The sequence below is a fragment of the Marinithermofilum abyssi genome (assembly GCF_014641195.1).
In the GTDB taxonomy this organism is placed as follows: domain Bacteria; phylum Bacillota; class Bacilli; order Thermoactinomycetales; family DSM-45169; genus Marinithermofilum; species Marinithermofilum abyssi.
Map to the genome: position 1 here is coordinate 78,649 of NZ_BMHQ01000012.1, position 16,962 is coordinate 95,610.

The 16,962-nt window shown below is 55.3% G+C and carries 12 protein-coding genes; 11 read left to right on the top strand and 1 reads right to left on the bottom strand.

The window, feature by feature from the left end; translation table 11 throughout:
- The first annotated feature begins 3 nt into the window (after window positions 1-3).
- The 4 genes from IEW70_RS15110 to IEW70_RS15125 all read left to right on the top strand — a co-directional run bounded on the left by IEW70_RS15110 (window position 4) and on the right by IEW70_RS15125 (window position 5,292).
- Window positions 4-1,347 carry an APC family permease gene (locus tag IEW70_RS15110; RefSeq protein WP_188648747.1) on the top strand — a complete coding sequence of 448 codons (1,344 nt, stop codon included), beginning with the start codon at window positions 4-6 and terminating at the stop codon, window positions 1,345-1,347.
- A gap of 247 nt (window positions 1,348-1,594) precedes the next feature.
- Window positions 1,595-2,938, top strand: coding sequence for a branched-chain amino acid transport system II carrier protein (gene brnQ / locus IEW70_RS15115; protein ID WP_188648748.1), 1,344 nt, complete (start codon window positions 1,595-1,597; stop codon window positions 2,936-2,938).
- A gap of 279 nt (window positions 2,939-3,217) precedes the next feature.
- Window positions 3,218-4,027 carry a DUF4931 domain-containing protein gene (locus IEW70_RS15120; protein WP_188648749.1) on the top strand — a complete coding sequence of 270 codons (810 nt, stop codon included), beginning with the start codon at window positions 3,218-3,220 and terminating at the stop codon, window positions 4,025-4,027.
- A gap of 131 nt (window positions 4,028-4,158) precedes the next feature.
- On the top strand, window positions 4,159-5,292 hold the full coding sequence (locus IEW70_RS15125; protein WP_188648750.1) for a mandelate racemase/muconate lactonizing enzyme family protein: 1,134 nt from the start codon (window positions 4,159-4,161) through the stop codon (window positions 5,290-5,292).
- Between the two features lie 60 nt (window positions 5,293-5,352).
- Here IEW70_RS15125 and IEW70_RS15130 read toward each other — a convergent pair whose 3' ends face one another.
- Window positions 5,353-6,693: a hypothetical protein gene (locus tag IEW70_RS15130; RefSeq protein ID WP_188648751.1), complete on the bottom strand. Its 1,341-nt coding sequence runs from the start codon at window positions 6,691-6,693 to the stop codon at window positions 5,353-5,355.
- A gap of 174 nt (window positions 6,694-6,867) precedes the next feature.
- Between IEW70_RS15130 and IEW70_RS15135 the strand changes: the two genes are divergently transcribed.
- The 7 genes from IEW70_RS15135 (at window position 6,868) to IEW70_RS15165 (ending at window position 16,960) form a co-directional block, all read left to right on the top strand.
- Complete coding sequence (locus tag IEW70_RS15135; protein WP_308423174.1) at window positions 6,868-7,791, top strand: Gfo/Idh/MocA family protein; 924 nt, start codon at window positions 6,868-6,870, stop codon at window positions 7,789-7,791.
- 3 nt (window positions 7,792-7,794) lie between these two features.
- A complete protein-coding gene (locus IEW70_RS15140; RefSeq protein WP_188648753.1) occupies window positions 7,795-9,465 on the top strand; it encodes a polysaccharide deacetylase family protein in 1,671 nt (556 codons plus the stop codon).
- 127 nt (window positions 9,466-9,592) lie between these two features.
- Complete coding sequence (locus tag IEW70_RS15145) at window positions 9,593-10,828, top strand: DegT/DnrJ/EryC1/StrS family aminotransferase (protein ID WP_188648754.1); 1,236 nt, start codon at window positions 9,593-9,595, stop codon at window positions 10,826-10,828.
- An 11-nt stretch (window positions 10,829-10,839) separates the two neighbouring features.
- Window positions 10,840-12,066 carry a DegT/DnrJ/EryC1/StrS family aminotransferase gene (locus tag IEW70_RS15150; RefSeq protein ID WP_188648755.1) on the top strand — a complete coding sequence of 409 codons (1,227 nt, stop codon included), beginning with the start codon at window positions 10,840-10,842 and terminating at the stop codon, window positions 12,064-12,066.
- Between the two features lie 19 nt (window positions 12,067-12,085).
- Complete coding sequence (locus IEW70_RS15155; RefSeq protein WP_188648756.1) at window positions 12,086-13,981, top strand: beta-N-acetylhexosaminidase; 1,896 nt, start codon at window positions 12,086-12,088, stop codon at window positions 13,979-13,981.
- A gap of 175 nt (window positions 13,982-14,156) precedes the next feature.
- Entirely contained in the window at window positions 14,157-15,713 is a 1,557-nt protein-coding gene (locus IEW70_RS15160; protein WP_188648757.1) for an extracellular solute-binding protein, read from the top strand.
- A gap of 230 nt (window positions 15,714-15,943) precedes the next feature.
- Window positions 15,944-16,960 carry an NAD-dependent epimerase/dehydratase family protein gene (locus IEW70_RS15165; protein ID WP_188648758.1) on the top strand — a complete coding sequence of 339 codons (1,017 nt, stop codon included), beginning with the start codon at window positions 15,944-15,946 and terminating at the stop codon, window positions 16,958-16,960.
- The last annotated feature ends 2 nt before the right edge of the window (window positions 16,961-16,962 follow it).

Consider the following 16,962-nt stretch of genomic DNA (forward strand, 5'->3'; position numbering starts at 1 on the left):
TCTATGTCGGAGAAACAGTTGAAGAAAGAGTTGGGGTTTGCCGTTGCCTTTTCTTTGGTGGTAGGAACTACAATCGGTTCCGGTGTGTTTATGAAGCCCGGCGAGGTGTTGGAATACACGGGCGGCTCCAGTATGGCGCTGCTGGCATGGCTGTTGGGCGGGGTGATTACCTTGGCCAGCGGGCTGACTGTTGCGGAAGTGAGTGCCCAGATTCCCAAGACCGGGGGCTTATACGTATATATGGAGGAAGCATACGGCAAGGTGTGGGGATATCTTAGCGGATGGGTACAGACAGTAATCTACGGGCCGGCTATTATCGGGGCGTTGGGCCTGTACATGGGATCCATGGTGACGTTTCTCTTCGGATGGGAGAAGGAGTGGGCCCCATGGATCGGAATCGGAACGGTTTTTTTTATGGCCTTGGTGAACAGTTTGGGTACGAAATATGCCGGATGGGTGCAAACGGTATCCACGGGAGCGAAACTGATTCCCATTGTGCTTATCATTGTGTTCGGCCTGTGGAAAGGGGAGGCTCCGGTCTTTGGTGCAGACAGCGGTTCCGGTGCGGCGGAGTTCAGCATGGGTGCGGCGATTCTGGCTACGCTGTTTGCCTATGACGGCTGGATTTTAGTGGGATCGGTGGCTGGTGAGATGAAAAATCCGTCCCGTATTTTGCCCAAGGCCATCTTTATCGGCATCGGTTTGATTACCGTGGTTTATCTTTTGGTCAACGCGGCGATCCTTCATATCCTTCCGGCGGAACAGATCGTCAAGTTGGGGGAAAATGCTGCTGGTGCCGCTGCCAGCGTGGTCTTCGGGCCGATGGGCGGAAAATTGATTACGATTGGTATCATCGTGTCCATTTTCGGCAGCCTGAACGGCAAAGTGTTAACCTTTCCCCGGGTTCCCTTCGCGATGGCCGAACGGGGACAATTGCCGGGAGCCCGCCTGCTTTCCTGGGTCCATCCTGCTGCGGGTACGCCGGTAATTGCCATTCTGTTACAGGTGACCCTTGCCACGCTAATGATGCTTGCCGCCAACCCGGATAAATTGACGCAGATTTCCATCTTCATCATCTTTATCTTTTACTCTTTTGTATTTGCGGCGGTCTTTTTGCTGCGCCGCCGCCATGAGGGAAGGGTACGTCCTTACAGTGTGCCTTTGTATCCGTGGGTGCCGTTGTTGGCAATTGCCGGTTCCGGATTCGTGGTGGTAAGCACCTTGATCCAGCAACCCGCAGACAGTTTGGCTGCGATCGGTATTACGCTGGCAGGGCTGCCGATGTATTGGCTGTTAAAACGGCGGCGTCAAACCGAAACGGAACAACATGAACAAAAGGCTTCTTGAGCTGTAGCCCGCCATTAGGTGGCGGGCTTTTTCATTGGTATCAACTGTTGGCACTTGTGATTCGGCCCCCTGTTTTTTCGTCGGTCGAAAAGGTCACGCAATTGTCAACCATTAGGGTAATATTTCTGGTGTCCATCCGGTACACACAGCAGCCGAAATTTGTTATGATGAAGCAATCATTCAATCAACTTTATTTTTTTCAGTAAATTTGATGAATAAAAAATCAACGGATAAGGAGTATAGAGCGATGAATCAGTTGTCCAAAAAGGAAACATTGTCAGTGGGACTCATGTTATTTGCATTATTTTTCGGAGCTGGAAACCTGATCTTCCCTCCGGCTCTCGGACAAGCTGCCGGGACGGATGTGTGGCCGGCCATTCTTGGCTTTATCCTTACCGGTGTTGGCCTGCCTCTGGTCGGCGTGATCGCCATCGCCGTTACCGGTGGAAACCTGCAAAGCATCGCCAAACGGGTGCATCCCGTCTTTGGGGCTGTCTTTACTTTCTTGATTTATCTGATTATTGGGCCCTTGTTTGGTATCCCGCGTACGGCCAGTGTCGCCTTTGAAATGGGAGTGGCTCCGTTCTTGCCGAAGGGGATCGACTCTCATGGTTGGCCGCTTTTGGTTGGATCGATTTTGTTTTTTGTCGTAACCTATTGGCTGTGTCTCAATCCGTCCAAACTGGTGGACCGGATCGGGAATGTACTAACCCCTATGTTGCTCGGAACGATTGTTGTGATGTTGGTCCAAAGCATCCTTCATCCCATAGGTTCCCTGGGTGAACCGACCAAAGCTTACCATGCGTCGCCGTTTTTTAAAGGGTTTATGGACGGTTATCTGACGATGGATACGTTGGGAGCGTTGGTGTTTGGAATCGTGGCTGTCACTGCCATCCAGAATAAAGGCGTGAAAGATCGGAAACCGTTGGCTGCCACCACCATCAAAGCCGGATTGATCGCGGGGATCGGCTTGGCTTTTGTCTATCTCACCCTGGGATACATGGGGGCGACCAGTCAATCCTTGGGGATGACGGATAACGGCGGACAGATCATGACCATGATGATGCACCATCTTTTTGGGCAATCGGGAGCTTTGTTGCTGGGATTGGCGGTCTTCTTGGCTTGCTTGACCACCTCTGTGGGCTTGGTGACCGCGACCTCGATGTATTTTTCCAAGCGATTCCCTTCGCTTTCCTATAACCATTTGGTGTTGGCGCTGTGTGTTGCAGGTACGGCGGTGGCCAATATGGGACTGACCAAGCTGATCGCTGTCTCCGTACCGGTGCTGACGGCGATTTATCCCGTGGCCATTGTGATGATCTTGCTTACGTTCCTGCACTCGTATTTCAACGGCTATCGCACGGTGTACGGTTGTGCTCTGCTGGGGACCGTGCTGATCAGCATTACGGACGGCCTTAAGGGTTTGAACATTCCGCTGGGAGTCTTGGGCGATGTTTACAGCCAAATCCCCCTCTACCAAGAAGGGATCGGTTGGGTGCTGCCGGCTGCGATTGGAGCGGTGACCGGGTATGTTTGGGGCCGGATCGGGGACCATTTCTCCGTGGCGGAAGGACAAAAAAGCGCCGGATGATGAAAGAAAAAAACCGACGGGATGCCTGGGAGCTTACGACCCAGGCGTGACTTGTACTTTTTGAGTGCACTCCGCATTATGTCGCGTCTCGTTGGTGGACAGTATGGACTTCTGTGTCGGAGGAAAGGGAGCCACGGGCAAAGAGTTGAAGCTATCATACGGGTTTGTCATCAATCTGAGCTTAGTGCGGTTTATTTCCGGTGCTGTCAACGGATGTTCACGCCTCCTTTACGAAATTGCGATATAGTTAAAAGAGAATCCGAGTAAAGGTGGATTGGCATGGACGACACTTTGCTGACATTTCAAACCCATATCGGGAAACAGAAACCGGAGACGATCCGTAACCGGAATAATCCCTGTCCGTTTTGTCAACCGCAGATCACGGAGCAGCTGATCGAACAGGACGGTCCCATCCTGTGGGTTGAAAACAAATATCCGGTATTGAAGGATACCTGCCAAACGGTGTTGATTGAGACGGATCAATGCGATTCGGAGTTGTCCTTATATGAGAAAGCACACCTGCACCGGCTATTTCGTTTTGGAATTCGGCGCTGGTTGGATATGGAGCAAAGCGGGGAGTATCGATCCGTCATCTACCTGAAAAATCACGGGCCGTTGTCCGGAGGAACCATCGCCCATCCTCATTCACAGATTATCGGATTGAAACACGTGGATTGCATGCATCAGGTTCGTCCGGAACATTTTATGGGAATACAGATTGACAGTCGGCAGGAGATGGAATTCAATGTCTCCACTCACCCGCGTTCTGGATTTGTGGAGTTGAATGCATCGGCTCCGGCCGGGGAGGAGCCGGCTTGGACCGATTTGGCGGATTACGTACAAATCGCTGCTCATTTTGTTCTCAACCATTACCATGCTGCTTGTACCAGCTACAATCTGTTTTTTTACCATATCGACGACCGCATCTGGGCGAAGATCATCCCGCGCTTTGTTACCTCGCCCATGTACATCGGATACTCTATCGCTCAGGTGGCGGATCATGTAATGGAGATCGCCGGGAAGGTGCGGGAATTGTATTTTCGTGAAGGAAGTGATTGGATGACCCGGCGAGAAACCGCGGATGTTTGAATCAGCGGCCTTTGCTGGCCGTTTTTTTTTATGAAAATCCGCTGTCGTAAATCCGGCAAAAAGTCCGGCCAAGGGAAAGGATGTCTGCCTGTGGAAGTATACTTCCAACGAGTGCCGAAGGGGGAGAAGAAATGAAGATTGTCCAGGTGGAGGCATTTCCTTTGTGTTTACCGATGAAGCGGGATTTTGCCATTTCCGGCGGCAAAGTGGGGGATCGGGCGAAAGGGGCGCCCCACGTGTATGTGCGGATCACGGACGAAGAAGGATACACAGGGTGGGGTGAGGCCCGGCCCAGTCACCGCTGGAGCGAGGAAACCTTGGAAACGGTGGTGACCACGGTCCGTAATTATTTGGCGCCTGCTTTGGCCGGGCAGGAGGTGGAAGACGTCGAAGGGGCTTCCCGGCAGATGCAGGGGGAGATTCGCGGCGGGATGACCTTGGGGCAGCCGATCGCGAAAGCGGCGGTGGATACGGCTTTGCACGATCTCATTGGAAAACGGCGGGGACAATCGCTGGCTCAGATCTGGCTGCGCCGTCCCTGTTTCACCATCCCGCTGTCGTATCTGATCAGTACCCGGTCTCCGGAGGAGGCGGCCAAGTTGGCCCGCCAGGCCAAGGAAGAAGGATATCGCGGGGTGGATGTGAAGATCGGGTCCGATCCGCGCCGGGATGTAGAGATTGTGGAAGCCGTCCGGGGAGAAGCGGGGGATCTCTTTTTCCGGGTGGACGCTAATCAGGGATACACCTTGTCCCAGGCCCGGTATGTTGTGAGAGAGCTGGTTCGTTTGGGTGTCGATGTGCTGGAACAACCCCTGGCTGCTCATGATTGGACGGGTCATGCGGCATTGCGGCGCCAATCGGATCTGCCCATCGCCTTGGATGAAAGTGTGTGGACAGCCGGACATGTAATGCAGGCGATTCGTCTGGAAGCCTGCGATATGGTTGTCGTCAAGCTGACCAAAATGGGCGGGTTGCAAGAGGCGAAGCGGTGTGGAGAGATTGCTGCAGCCGCCGGGTTGCAACTGTTGGGCGGGGGGTTGACCGAATCTTCGATCGGCTTGGCGGCCAGCGCGCATTTGTTCCACGAGCTGGGTATTGATACCCCGGTGGATCTCAACGGACCTTTCTTTTTGGCGGAGGATCCGGTTCGGGAGCCGATCATTGTGCAAAATGGAGAAGCCTTGCTCCCTGCCGGACCGGGGCACGGATGTACGGTGGAGATGAAGGCGCTGAAGAAGCTGGCCTGGAGCGGCGATGGGACGTAACAACATATTCGGCTGAAGGCTCTTTTCCTCGATGGGGTAGAAGCCCGGTTTTCGGTTCGTTTAACTGTCCCGCGTCAAAAAGGAGAGGCGGTAGATCTGCCTTGGGCGTCCTTTGCTGGATACCTTCTCTTCGCCGACGATTTCCACCAAGGATGCGTCCATCCACTGCAATAAAATTCGGTGGGCGCTGCGAACCGTTACACCGAGCACGGAAGCCAGTTCATGGGCGGTGTAATCCGTTTTGTCGTAGCGGGTCATTTGCGCCATCAATTTGGTCATGTAGGCGGCAGACATCCCGGCTTTCTGAGCTTCTTCCAGGATGTGAGCGTCGGTGATGGAAAGCTCGTAAACAATCGGGTGGCTGATTTCCACCGGGCCGAGCACGCTCCGGTCTTCTCTCACGATAAAACAGATATTGCCCCCGAATTCCCGTGACTGGCGCAAAGCCAACCGGGCATGATTCCCTGCATCTGTCGCGGTTCTGCCAAACCCGATACCGATACTGAGGGATATGCCCAAGTGGTGCCGGGCGTCTTGCAACAGCGGGATGTATTTGTAGCCGCGTGTTTCTCGTTCAAACACTCCGCGGGTGGTGAAAAAAAGGTATTCTCCTCCACCCAGCTTGGTCAAATGACCGTCCAGCTGCTTCACATAATCCAGCATGATCCGGTGAAGATCCAACTCCATCCGCTGAAGTTCATGTTCCGATCGCATCCCTTCCGAGACCCGTTGAAAATGATCCGTACCGATCAGGCCGACGACGATTTGGGACTCTTTGTTGCGGCGGGTTTGCGTTGACAGCAGGGCCCGTTCCAATACCACCACCAAATCCTGGCGGGTGGGAGTCACCCATTCATGGGGGATGTCTGCTTGTCGGAGAGACGCGGCGACGGCGCTTAAGCCGGTTAAGGCGATCGTTCCGGGATGTCTCTGTTGCAGTTGGCAGTGAAACTGAACGATTTCTTCCACCGAAGTGCGACTGGAAGAAGGATGCGGCGTCAACTCGGTGGGGGTTTCGGGTTCCAACTCTTTCAAAATATGACGGACGTAGTTTTCCGGCACGGAATCCACGGACAGCCGCTCCAGCCCGTAACGATTTTTCAGGCGAAACAGAGCCCGGTACAGGCCGGTGCCCATCAAGGGCACGTAATGGGCAGGTGTTTGGAGCTCGCCTTGTTCCATCGCTCGTTTATAGGAGCGGTACTCCGAAAAGAGCAATACTTCCATCTGTTGTTTCACTTTTTTTACAGCGGGGATGACATCGGCTTCATCCGAACAAATGTACATTTCTGCCGTAAAGGAAGGAAAGAGCTTCAGAGCCTCTTGGATCGGTGTTTCCAGAGCGGGGGGTGTAATCACTCCGATGGAGATCCCTTTTTCCGTCGGGGCGGAGATCGACATGGATGAAGGCCTCCTTTCCAGGCTCGTGATTGGATGGTCAGTTACAGACAGTATAGCGTCTTTTTTGAGACAATTTACAGACTTGTCTTTCAATTTGCAGAGCATTATAATGTCTATTAATTTCACAAAAGGGAATATGAGGATTTTTATCGTGTAGATGGAAGGGGGATGGTTATGAAACAGATCCGCATAGGCATGATCGGCTTGGATACTTCCCATTGTACAGCCTTTACCGAATTGCTCCATGATGACACCCATCCGTTTCATGTGCCGGGTGGAAAAGTGGAGGTCGCCTATCCCGGAGGTTCCCCCGATTTCCCTCTCAGTGCCAGCCGCGTAAAAGGAATCAGCCGGGATTTGGAAGAAAAACACGGCGTACAGCTGATGGAGTCACCGGAAGCGGTGGCAGAGACGGTGGACGCCATCCTCTTGACTTCGGTGGATGGACGGGTGCATGCGGAGCAGTTTCAACGGATCACTCCTTACCAAAAGCCCGTGTTTATCGATAAGCCCTTAGCTGTCTGCAGTAAAGATGCGGAGGAGATTGCGAAGGCGGCCGCCTCACATGGGGTTCCCTGGATGAGCGCTTCGGCGCTCCGCTATGCGGAACCCTTGGTACAGTTGTCGGCTTCCGTGGAGGAAGCGGCGGTCAGCGGAGCGGATTGCTATGGCCCGATGCAGATGGAACCGACCCAGCCCGGGTACTTCTGGTACGGGATTCATACCGTGGAGATGTTGTACTCTCTGATGGGACCGGGGTGCAGCAGAGTTTCGGCAGTGTCTACGGCTGATCACGATGTGATCACCGGGATCTGGGAAGACGGACGCATCGGAACAGTGCGGGGAAATCGGGTGGGGAACGTGGGTTTTGGCGGGGCGGTTCATCTTACGAACCGGAGCCTGCCTTTCGATTGTTCCGCTGCTCCAAAGCCGTATTATGCCGGTTTGCTGGAACGGGTGATACATCTGTTTCGCACGGGGGAACCGTTGATCGATCCTGCAGAAACCCTGGAAGTGATCCGGTTTATCGAGGCAGCCAACGAGAGTCGTTCCGACGGATGTGCTGTGGATGTTGCCGTAAAAGAAACGGGGGGTTGACCGGTGCAGATCGCCACGGTGGGCGTGTTTTTGGACCGCAAGGAAGCCGAAGGGAAATGGGCGCGAGGAGAAGAGGTGTGGGGGGAGTACTGGGGGGAGATTCTGGGGCGGGCCCGGATTCCCTTTCGATGGCTGGAGAAGGAAGGGGATGTAAGGGACTCCCCGCCTGATATCCTCGTTGTTGCCTTGGCAGGAGAAGAATCTTGGGAATCGTTGTGGCGTTATGCGGAAGCCGGGGGTGAGCTGATCGTTCACGGGAAGGTGACAGCGGGGATAGGCAGCCGTTTGGGTGTTCGGCAGGAAATATGGTTGGACACCGCCTACACGCGATTGCCCTGGATGGAGGACTTTCCACCGTTACGGTGCTTCGACGTATCCCTCTGGAAAATGAATACGAAACCGGCGCTCGTAGAGAATCGGGGGGAACTTTTGCTTCATCCCCAGGCGGATGGAGAAACCGGAATACTTCAACGCTTTGCGGTGGGAAAAGGATTCATCACCCGATGGGCCGTAGATATCCCGGCTACGATCGTCGGTTTGCAACAGGGACGAAAGCCGGTGGTGGAGGACGGGTCCCCCGCCCCCGACGGTACCGGCAATCTGGATGAAGGGATCTTGAAGGCGGACGACGGGTTTTCCCTGGATTGGACGTGGGACCGCAGACGGACGGAGACTGGGCAGCCGTACTTCTTTTTTCCCTATGGAGACGGATGGCGGGAAGCGTGGATCAGGGAGCTGCTCCGGCAGGTGCTGGCCCGAGGCTGGACGCTGCCCTTCGTGGATACGTGGCCAGCCGGAACCCGGGGAGTGGCCATGATTTCACTCGACAGCGACCTCAATCTGGATATTTCCGCTGAAACGACATTGTCGCTGCTGGGCGAGCGGGGGATTCGTGCCACGTGGTGCATGATGGAGCCGGGGTACAGCCTTGCGATCTATGATCAAGTAAAGGAAGCGGGTCATGAACTGGCTTTCCATTTCAATGCGTATGAGCGGGACGGCGGTGCTTGGAGCGAGGCGGAGTTTGCGCGCCAGCTTCATTGGCTGAAGGAAGCGGCCGAGTTGGAACAGGTGATCTCCAACAAAAACCATTACACCCGCTGGGAAGGGTGGGGGGAGCTGTTCCGGTGGTGTGAAACATTCGGCATCCGCTCCGATCAATCCCGGGGTCCGAGCAAAAGGGGGAATATCGGGTTTTTGTTCGGCACTTGTCAGCCGTACTTTCCCATCGCTCGCGCCGATGAAAAGAACCGCCGCTATGATGTGGTGGAGATCGGATTTTTGACTCAGGACATGAATCTGGGACGCTGGGCGGACGACAGCATGGTCGAACCGCTTTTGCACGAAGTGGGTCAGCGCAGGGGTGTCGCTCATTTTCTGTTTCATCAAATACACCTGCACCGGGAGGAACCGGTACGCAAAGGATTGGATAAGCTGGTCACCCTTGCCCGGCAACGGGGATTCGCCTTCTGGACGGGCCGGGAAATCGCCGAGTGGGAACGGCTGTGCCGCGGAGTCAAGGTAACCGGTTGGCGATCCAACGGGCCTGTGGTAGAGAATCCGGCAGATTGTGACGATGCCGTCGTTCTGGTACCCCTGTCCGGGGAACAAGGAAGAGTGGAGGGGGAAACGATAGTGAGGTACGGCTTTCGGTGCCGGAAGTGGGTGATCTGAGAAAGCGAACCACGGAAAACAACGCGCGAACCGATGGTTCGATAAAGGATATTTGCAACGTGAGTAGGGAGCACCGGTTTAATGACTCGGCTTCGGCAAGCGGATCAAAAGGAAGGAGTGTTCCGACATGCAGGGGACCTTGGCCATCCATGGGGGCTGCAAAGTAAAATCGACCCCCTTTGGCACGGGAAAGCGGTTCGGTTTGGAAGAGGTCCGGGAGTTGGTCGAGGCGCTGGAACAAGATACGCTTTTTTATCACGCTGGGGAAAAAGTAAAAACTTTTCTCGCGCGGTTCAATGAGTTGTATGGGATCACTCACAGCGTGGCCGCGTCTTCGGGAACCGCGGCCATCCATGTGGCGTTGGGAGCCGCCGGGGTGACGGTAGGGGATGAGGTGATTACCAGCCCGATTACCGATCAGGGCACCCTGATCGGGATACTTTATCAAAATGCCATTCCCGTCTTCGCCGATCTGCACCCACGGACGTACAACCTGGATGCGGCATCCGTGGAGAGGCGGATCACTTCCCGGACCAAAGCGATACTCGTCGTCCATCTGGCTGGTACGCCGGCGGATATGGACCCGATCATGGAGGTGGCCCGCCGTCATGACCTCGCGGTCATTGAGGACTGCGCCCAGAGTTATCTGGCCCGGTACAAGGGGCGGCTGGCGGGGACGATCGGCAACTACGGCTGTTTCAGCACCAATGATTTCAAGCACATCAGCACCGGGGACGGCGGCATTGTCACCGTCAACTCCGGTCAGGAAGAAGAATACCGGACGGTCCACGCTTTCGCCGATAAAAATTATCAGCGATTGGAGGGGGAAGTGTTTCGTGATTTGGACTATCTTGCTCCCAATTACCGGATGACGGAACTGCAGGGGGCTGTCGGGATCGCCCAGTTGAAGAAGCTGCCCTGGATCTGCGGGAAGCGCAACGAATACGGAGAGCGGCTGACCGAGCAGATTCGGGAAATCCCGGGCATTTTGCCGCCGCAAGTGCCGGAAGGGAGCAGGTCTTCTTATTGGTTTTATCTTTTCCGTTTGGATCCCGCGCAATTTCGTTGTGACCGGGATACGTTTACCCAAGCCCTTCGGGAAGAGGGAATCCCCGCCCATCCGGGATACATCCCCCGCGTGGTTTACCAGCAGCCGCTCTTTCAAAACAAGCAGGCCTACCTGCATTCTTCCTTTCCATTTGACCGTTCTCCCGATGTCTCCTATGACAAAGGGCTCTGCCCGGAAGCGGAAGCCATCCTGGAAACCTCCATCCGGTTGCCGGTCAGCGAGTTTTTCACTCCCGGCGATATCGATGAGATGGCGGAAGCGATCCGCAAGGTAGCCGCCTACTACCGGCGTTAGGAGGTTGGCTCATGGACGAAACCTTGGCGATCCACGGCGGTCCGCCGGTTCGCAAGCGCCCTTTTCCCGACTGGCCGGTATTTGGAGAACGGGAAGAGACATACGTGCTGGAAGCCCTTCGCTCGGGAAAATGGGGCGGATCGGGACAGGTGAAGCGGGCGGGATTTCAGGCGAAGCTGCCGGAATGGGAACGGCGGTTTGCCCAGTTGCAGGGAGCCAAGTACGGTGTATCGGTGGTCAATGGGACGATGGCCATCACCGTCGCCCTTCAGGCTGCCGGGGTGAAACCGGGGGACGAAGTGATTATACCGCCCTACACCTTTATTGCCAGTGCTTCGGCTGCCCTGCTGTTCGGGGCAGTCCCGGTATTCGCCGACGTCAAAGCCGAAACAATGCAACTGGATCCGGAACAGGTGAAGCGGGCGATCACTCCTCGCACCCGTGCGGTGTTGACCGTTCATCTCGGGGGCGGGATGGGGGACATGACCCGGCTGAAACAGGTGGCGGACAGCCACGGACTGGCGTTGATCGAAGATGCGGCCCAGGCTATCGGAGCCCGGTGGGATGGCATCGGCGCAGGTGCTTGGGGAGATGCGGGCACTTTCAGCTTTCAATCCAGTAAAAATCTGACCGCCGGTGAGGGGGGAATCGTGCTCACCAGCGATCCGGAGCTGATGGAACGCGCATGGTCCGTTGCCAATGTAGGCAGGGTGTTGGGCGGAGAGTGGTATCAGCACGAGCGGATCGGCTGGAATTTACGGATGACGGAGTTTCAGGCGGCGATCCTGCTGGCCCAGCTGGACCGGCTGGAGGAGCAGTTGGCTCGTCGCCATCGCAATGCCATGCTGTTGGATCGGCTGCTGGGGGAAGTGGAGGGGGTCCGTTTCGTGCATCGGGATCCCCGGAACCGCCATGGGTGGCATTTGTATTTGTTTCGGCTGGCGGATCGGGTAACGAAGCGGGTGTCCAAGGCCGAGTGGGTACGGATGGTGCAGGCGGAAGGGATTCCGGTGTCACCGGGGTATTTCGCCTTAAACAAGCATCCGGCCGTGATGCGCTCCATCCGGGATTGGACGGGGGAGCACCGCGCATACCCGTGTCCGGCAGCAGAACGGTTGGCGGAACGGGAAGCGGTCTGGCTGGGACAACAGGTGTTGCTCGATACGGAAGCCGGGATGGAAGAAGTGGCGCGGGCCATAACCAAGGTGAACCGGTATGTGCTTGCCGCCCGATCGTAAAAGTCAAAGGGGGATTCCGATGAACGTTACCTTTTTAGGAGATGTGCGGAGCAACGAACAGGGACTGCACGAACTGGTCAAAGAGCTGGGCTGGACGGTTGTGGCGGACGGGATGCCGATCCGTCTGCAACAGAGGATGGAAAATTGCTTAACGGTGAAGGCGGAATCCGACCGGGGGAGCATCAGTTATCGGGAGCCGATCCATCTGTTCCGGGGACTGGGCCTGTTGGCAGAGGCTTGGAACGAAAAAAAGTACGGAGAAATCACCGAGATCCCCAAGTTTCGGACCAACGGCGTCATGTTGGACTGCTCACGGAATGGCGTGATGAAACCGGAGGCGGTAAAGAGTTGGTTGCGTAAAATGGCCTTGATGGGGCTCAACATGCTCATGTTGTACACCGAAGATACTTACACCATAGAGGGAGAACCGTATTTTGGCTATATGCGGGGACGTTACACCCCGGAGGAACTGAAAGAGCTAGACACTTACGCCCATGAATTGGGGATTGAGCTGATCCCTTGTATCCAGACACTGGCTCATCTGGCGTCCTTCCTGGCCTGGGCCCGGGCGGAAGAGCTGCGGGACACCTGGGACGTACTGTTGGCACAACAAGATGCCACCTATACCTTTATTGAAAAAGCGATTGCCTCTGTCTCCCGATGCTTTCGGAGCCGACGGATCCATATCGGGATGGATGAGGCTTTCAGTCTGGGCCGGGGAAAGTATTTGGACCTGTTCGGTCATCGGCGGGCTTTTGACATCATGTCGGATCACTTGCGGCAAGTGCTTCGTATCACCGACAGATACGGGCTGTCCCCGATGATTTGGAGTGATATGTATTTCCGGTTGGGTTCCCGTCGCCATGAGTACTACGATCTGCAGGCGGACATTCCAGAAGATGTGATTCGGCAGATGCCCCGGGGAGTCCAGTTCGTCTATTGGGACTACTATCATGAAGATTCCTCCTTTTATCGGCAGTTTATCCGTATGCACCGCCGGTTTGGTTCCGACCCGGTGTTTGCCGGCGGTGTGTGGACGTGGTTGGGCCCGGCGGTTCATTATAAAAAAACCTTTGCCGTGACTGAAGCGGCGCTGACCGCGTGCAAGGAGGAAGGGGTCAGCGAAGTGTTTGCCACGTTGTGGGGGGATGACGGGCAAGAAACCAATCAATGGCAGGGGCTGTTGGGCTTGCAATTGTTTGCGGAACACGGCTATGCCGCTGCGGTGGATCGAAAGCGGCTGGGGCAGCGGTTTGCCTACTGCACCGGCGGCGACATGGACGCGTTTTGGCGGCTGGGGAAAATCGATACGTTACCCGGTGCGAGGGTCAACGATCTTACTCCGGATAACCCGTCCAAATTCCTCTTGTGGCAGGATGTGTTGATTGGGCTGTTTGATGAGCATATCCGGGGGCGGGACATCTCCTCCTACTACAGCCGACTCGCAGAAGAATTGGAACGGGATGCGGAACGGGGCGGAACGTATCGCTCTCTGTCGGAGACGGCGGCCCGCTTGTGCCGGGTGTTGAGCTTGAAGGGCGAGCTGGGCCTGCGTATCAAGGGATGCTATGACTGGAGGGATCGGGAGGGGTTGGCTCGGATCGCAGAAGAGGAACTTCCTCGGCTTTCACAAGAGGTAGAAGGGTTGCGCCGGGCCCACCGGGAGCAGTGGCTGTCCACTTACAAGCCCTTTGGATGGGAAGTGCTGGACCTCCGGTACGGCGGGTTGATCGGCCGGATCGAAACGGCCGCTCATCGGATTCAGGCCTACTTGGAGGGAAAAGCAGAAGGGTTGGAGGAGTTGGAGGCGGACCGGATCGGATTTGACAGTTACCAGCCGGGGCCGGACAGCGGAATCGGAAAAGCCAACCTCTATTCCCGGATCGCCACCGCCAATGTGATGGGATTTCGGTAATTCTGATTTATGGACAGTTTAAAGACTTGTCTTGAAGAAACTGTCAGCCCTACAATGAGAGTAACTCCCCGGATTGCTGAACATTCTGAAATATAATGAAAACCTGCGGCGTACTTTAATCTTTCTTACCGGATGTGTGCGGCGGGGAGAAGATGCATCTCAAGGAGGGAGCAAGATGAAAGGTTGGCAGAAAGTCCTGTCGGTGCTGATGGTGGTCATCCTGGCGGGTACCGTGGCAGCGTGCAGCTCCAATCGAGCGGAGGAGAACAAGGATCAGAAATATACGATTACGTCCTTGGACTTCCTCTACACCGATATCCCGCCCAAAGACGGGAAAGGACTGCAAATGATCGAGAAAAAATTCAACGTCGATTATCAGCGGGAGTATGGAATTTACACGGAATATCAGGAAAAACTGGCCGCACGGGTGGCATCGGGAGATGTCCCGGATGTGCTCGGCTTCACCCTGGAAGAGGATAAGGCCAACTTTTTCAAGTGGGCGCGGCAAGGGGCGTTTCTTCCGCTGAATGACTATATTCAGGAGTACCCCACGTTAAAAGCCGTGCCCAAAGAAGTGTGGAATGCGGTGACCGTTAACGGCAAAATCATGGCCATCCCCAAGTACTTCCCCAAGACGTATCTTAATACCCCTATTATTCGCAAAGACTGGCTGGATAATTTGGGACTGAAGATGCCCACCAATTACGATGAGTTGAAGAAAGTGGCGATCGCCTTTACCAAGGACGATCCTGACGGCAATGGAAAAGATGATACTTACGGCATGGTGTTGGCGGAAGACTGGTATCCCTTTTACGCCTTCGGTGCCTACTGGGACGTAAACGCCTGGTATCATAAAAATGCGAAGGGGCAGTACATCCCCGGCGTAATTTCCAAGCCCCACAAAGAAACCATCCGAATGATGGCCGACCTCTATAAACAGGGTGCGTTGACAAAGGATTTCGTCTTGTTAAGTAGCAATGAGGCCAACACCAAGGAATTTTACGCCGGCAAGGCCGGGATCATGGTCGGATCGCCGCGGGGGATGTCGGATCCGTACATGGAAGCCTTGAAAAAGATTCATCCCAAAGCCGAGCTGGCCGCCATCCCGCCGTTTAAGGCACCGGATGGCTCCCAGGGGTATACGGCAGGTTCCGGTTACTACACGGCGATCGCACTGTCCGGCAAACTGGCCCAGGATCCCGGCAAAGTGCGGCGGATTCTCGACATTGTGGATTACGGGCGCAGATTTTACCCCTTGGAGAAGCGGAATGCGGCCAACAAAGATTTTGACTGGCTGTACGGAAAAGAGAACAAGGGCTATCAGTTGGTGGACGGAAACCCGGTCGTCAGTGAAGGGAAAAAAGGGATCGCCCCTTATCACTACATGCTGGACAACAAGATGTGGGCACCGGATGATGCCGCCAACCAATACTCCAAAACCTACAAAACGGAAGGACTACGGCAAGTCACCCGGGATTTGGAGAACATGCACGCTGCTTATAAACACTACCTCAACCCCGTCCACCAAGTCTACTCCCCCACGCTGGTGATGAAGGGACAGGAAATCACCCGCGCGCTGCTCAATGAGCAAGCCAAGATTATTACCGGCGACCGGCCGATGTCCGACTGGGATGCGATCGTGCAAAAGTATTTGAAAGACGGCGGTGCCCGGATGATCACCGAAATGAACAAAGAGATCCAGGCGAAAAAGATTCAACCCGGTTGGGAGTAAGGGGATTGCAGTCGTGCGTTTGAAATAGGAAGCGGACGCCGTTTTTCTCCGGCTGCGCCGTTTGCCCTTTGCAAGCGAGCGGGAGGATAACGGCGTCTCCCGGATTTCCAGGGGTGCAATATCCGGGTAATGGATCATCTCAAGGTGGACTGTGGACATCCGCTTCTTCAACAACGGTTGGTTATTCGTCAGGGACACCGCTGTCCCTGGGTGTGGAGTGGAGGTGGCCTATGAAGACTGTAGCGGAACTGGAAACTTGCCTGGCCCGGCCGTCGGAGAAGTTGGTACGGGATATGGCTCATATAGAGGGAGATATCCTGATCCTTGGTGCAGGGGGGAAGATGGGCCCCAGTCTGGCGAAGCTGGCCAAGAATGCACGGGAGCAGGCCGGCAGCAAACATCGGGTGATCGCGGTTTCCCGGTTTTCTTCTGATCCGATCCGACAGGATTTGGAGCAGCATAGAGTGGATACGATCGCCGCTGATCTGCTGGATGAAGAACAGTTGAACGCCTTGCCAGAGGCGCCCTATGTCATTTATCTGGCGGGGCGAAAGTTCGGAACCCAGGGAGCGGAATCCCTCACTTGGGCGATGAATACGTACTTGCCGGGAAGGGTGGCGGAGAAGTTTCGAAAATCCCGGATTGTCGCGTTTTCTACCGGTAATGTATACCCTTTGCGTCCGGTGGTTCGCGGAGGGGCCTCGGAAGAGGAACCGGCCCGGCCGGTAGGAGAATACGCCCAGTCGTGTCTGGGGCGGGAACGGATTTTTCACTATTTTTCGGAGAAATACGGCACGCCGATGGTTTTCTTTCGTTTGAATTATGCGATCGATCTTCGGTATGGGGTGCTGCTGGAAATCGCCCAGGCAATCCAACAACGCCGTCCGATCGATTTGTCCATGGGAACGGTCAATGTCATCTGGCAGGGAGATGCCAACGCGACCGCCTTGCGTGCGCTGAACATCTGCTCCTCTCCCCCGAAGATCCTCAATGTCACCGGCCCGGAAAATGTGTCGGTGCGGTGGTTGGCCGAGCGGTTCGGAGAGCGGCTGGGTGTGGAACCGATCCTTCAAGGAGAGGAATGCGAAAGCGCTCTTTTGAGCAATGCATCGGCTTCCCACCAATTGTTCGGTTATCCACAGGTTTCCCTGCGCCAAATGATTGCTTGGACGGCGGATTGGGTGAAAGCCGGGGGTCCGTCTTTGGCCAAACCGACCCATTTTCAAGAGCGGGAAGGGGTTTTCTAAAG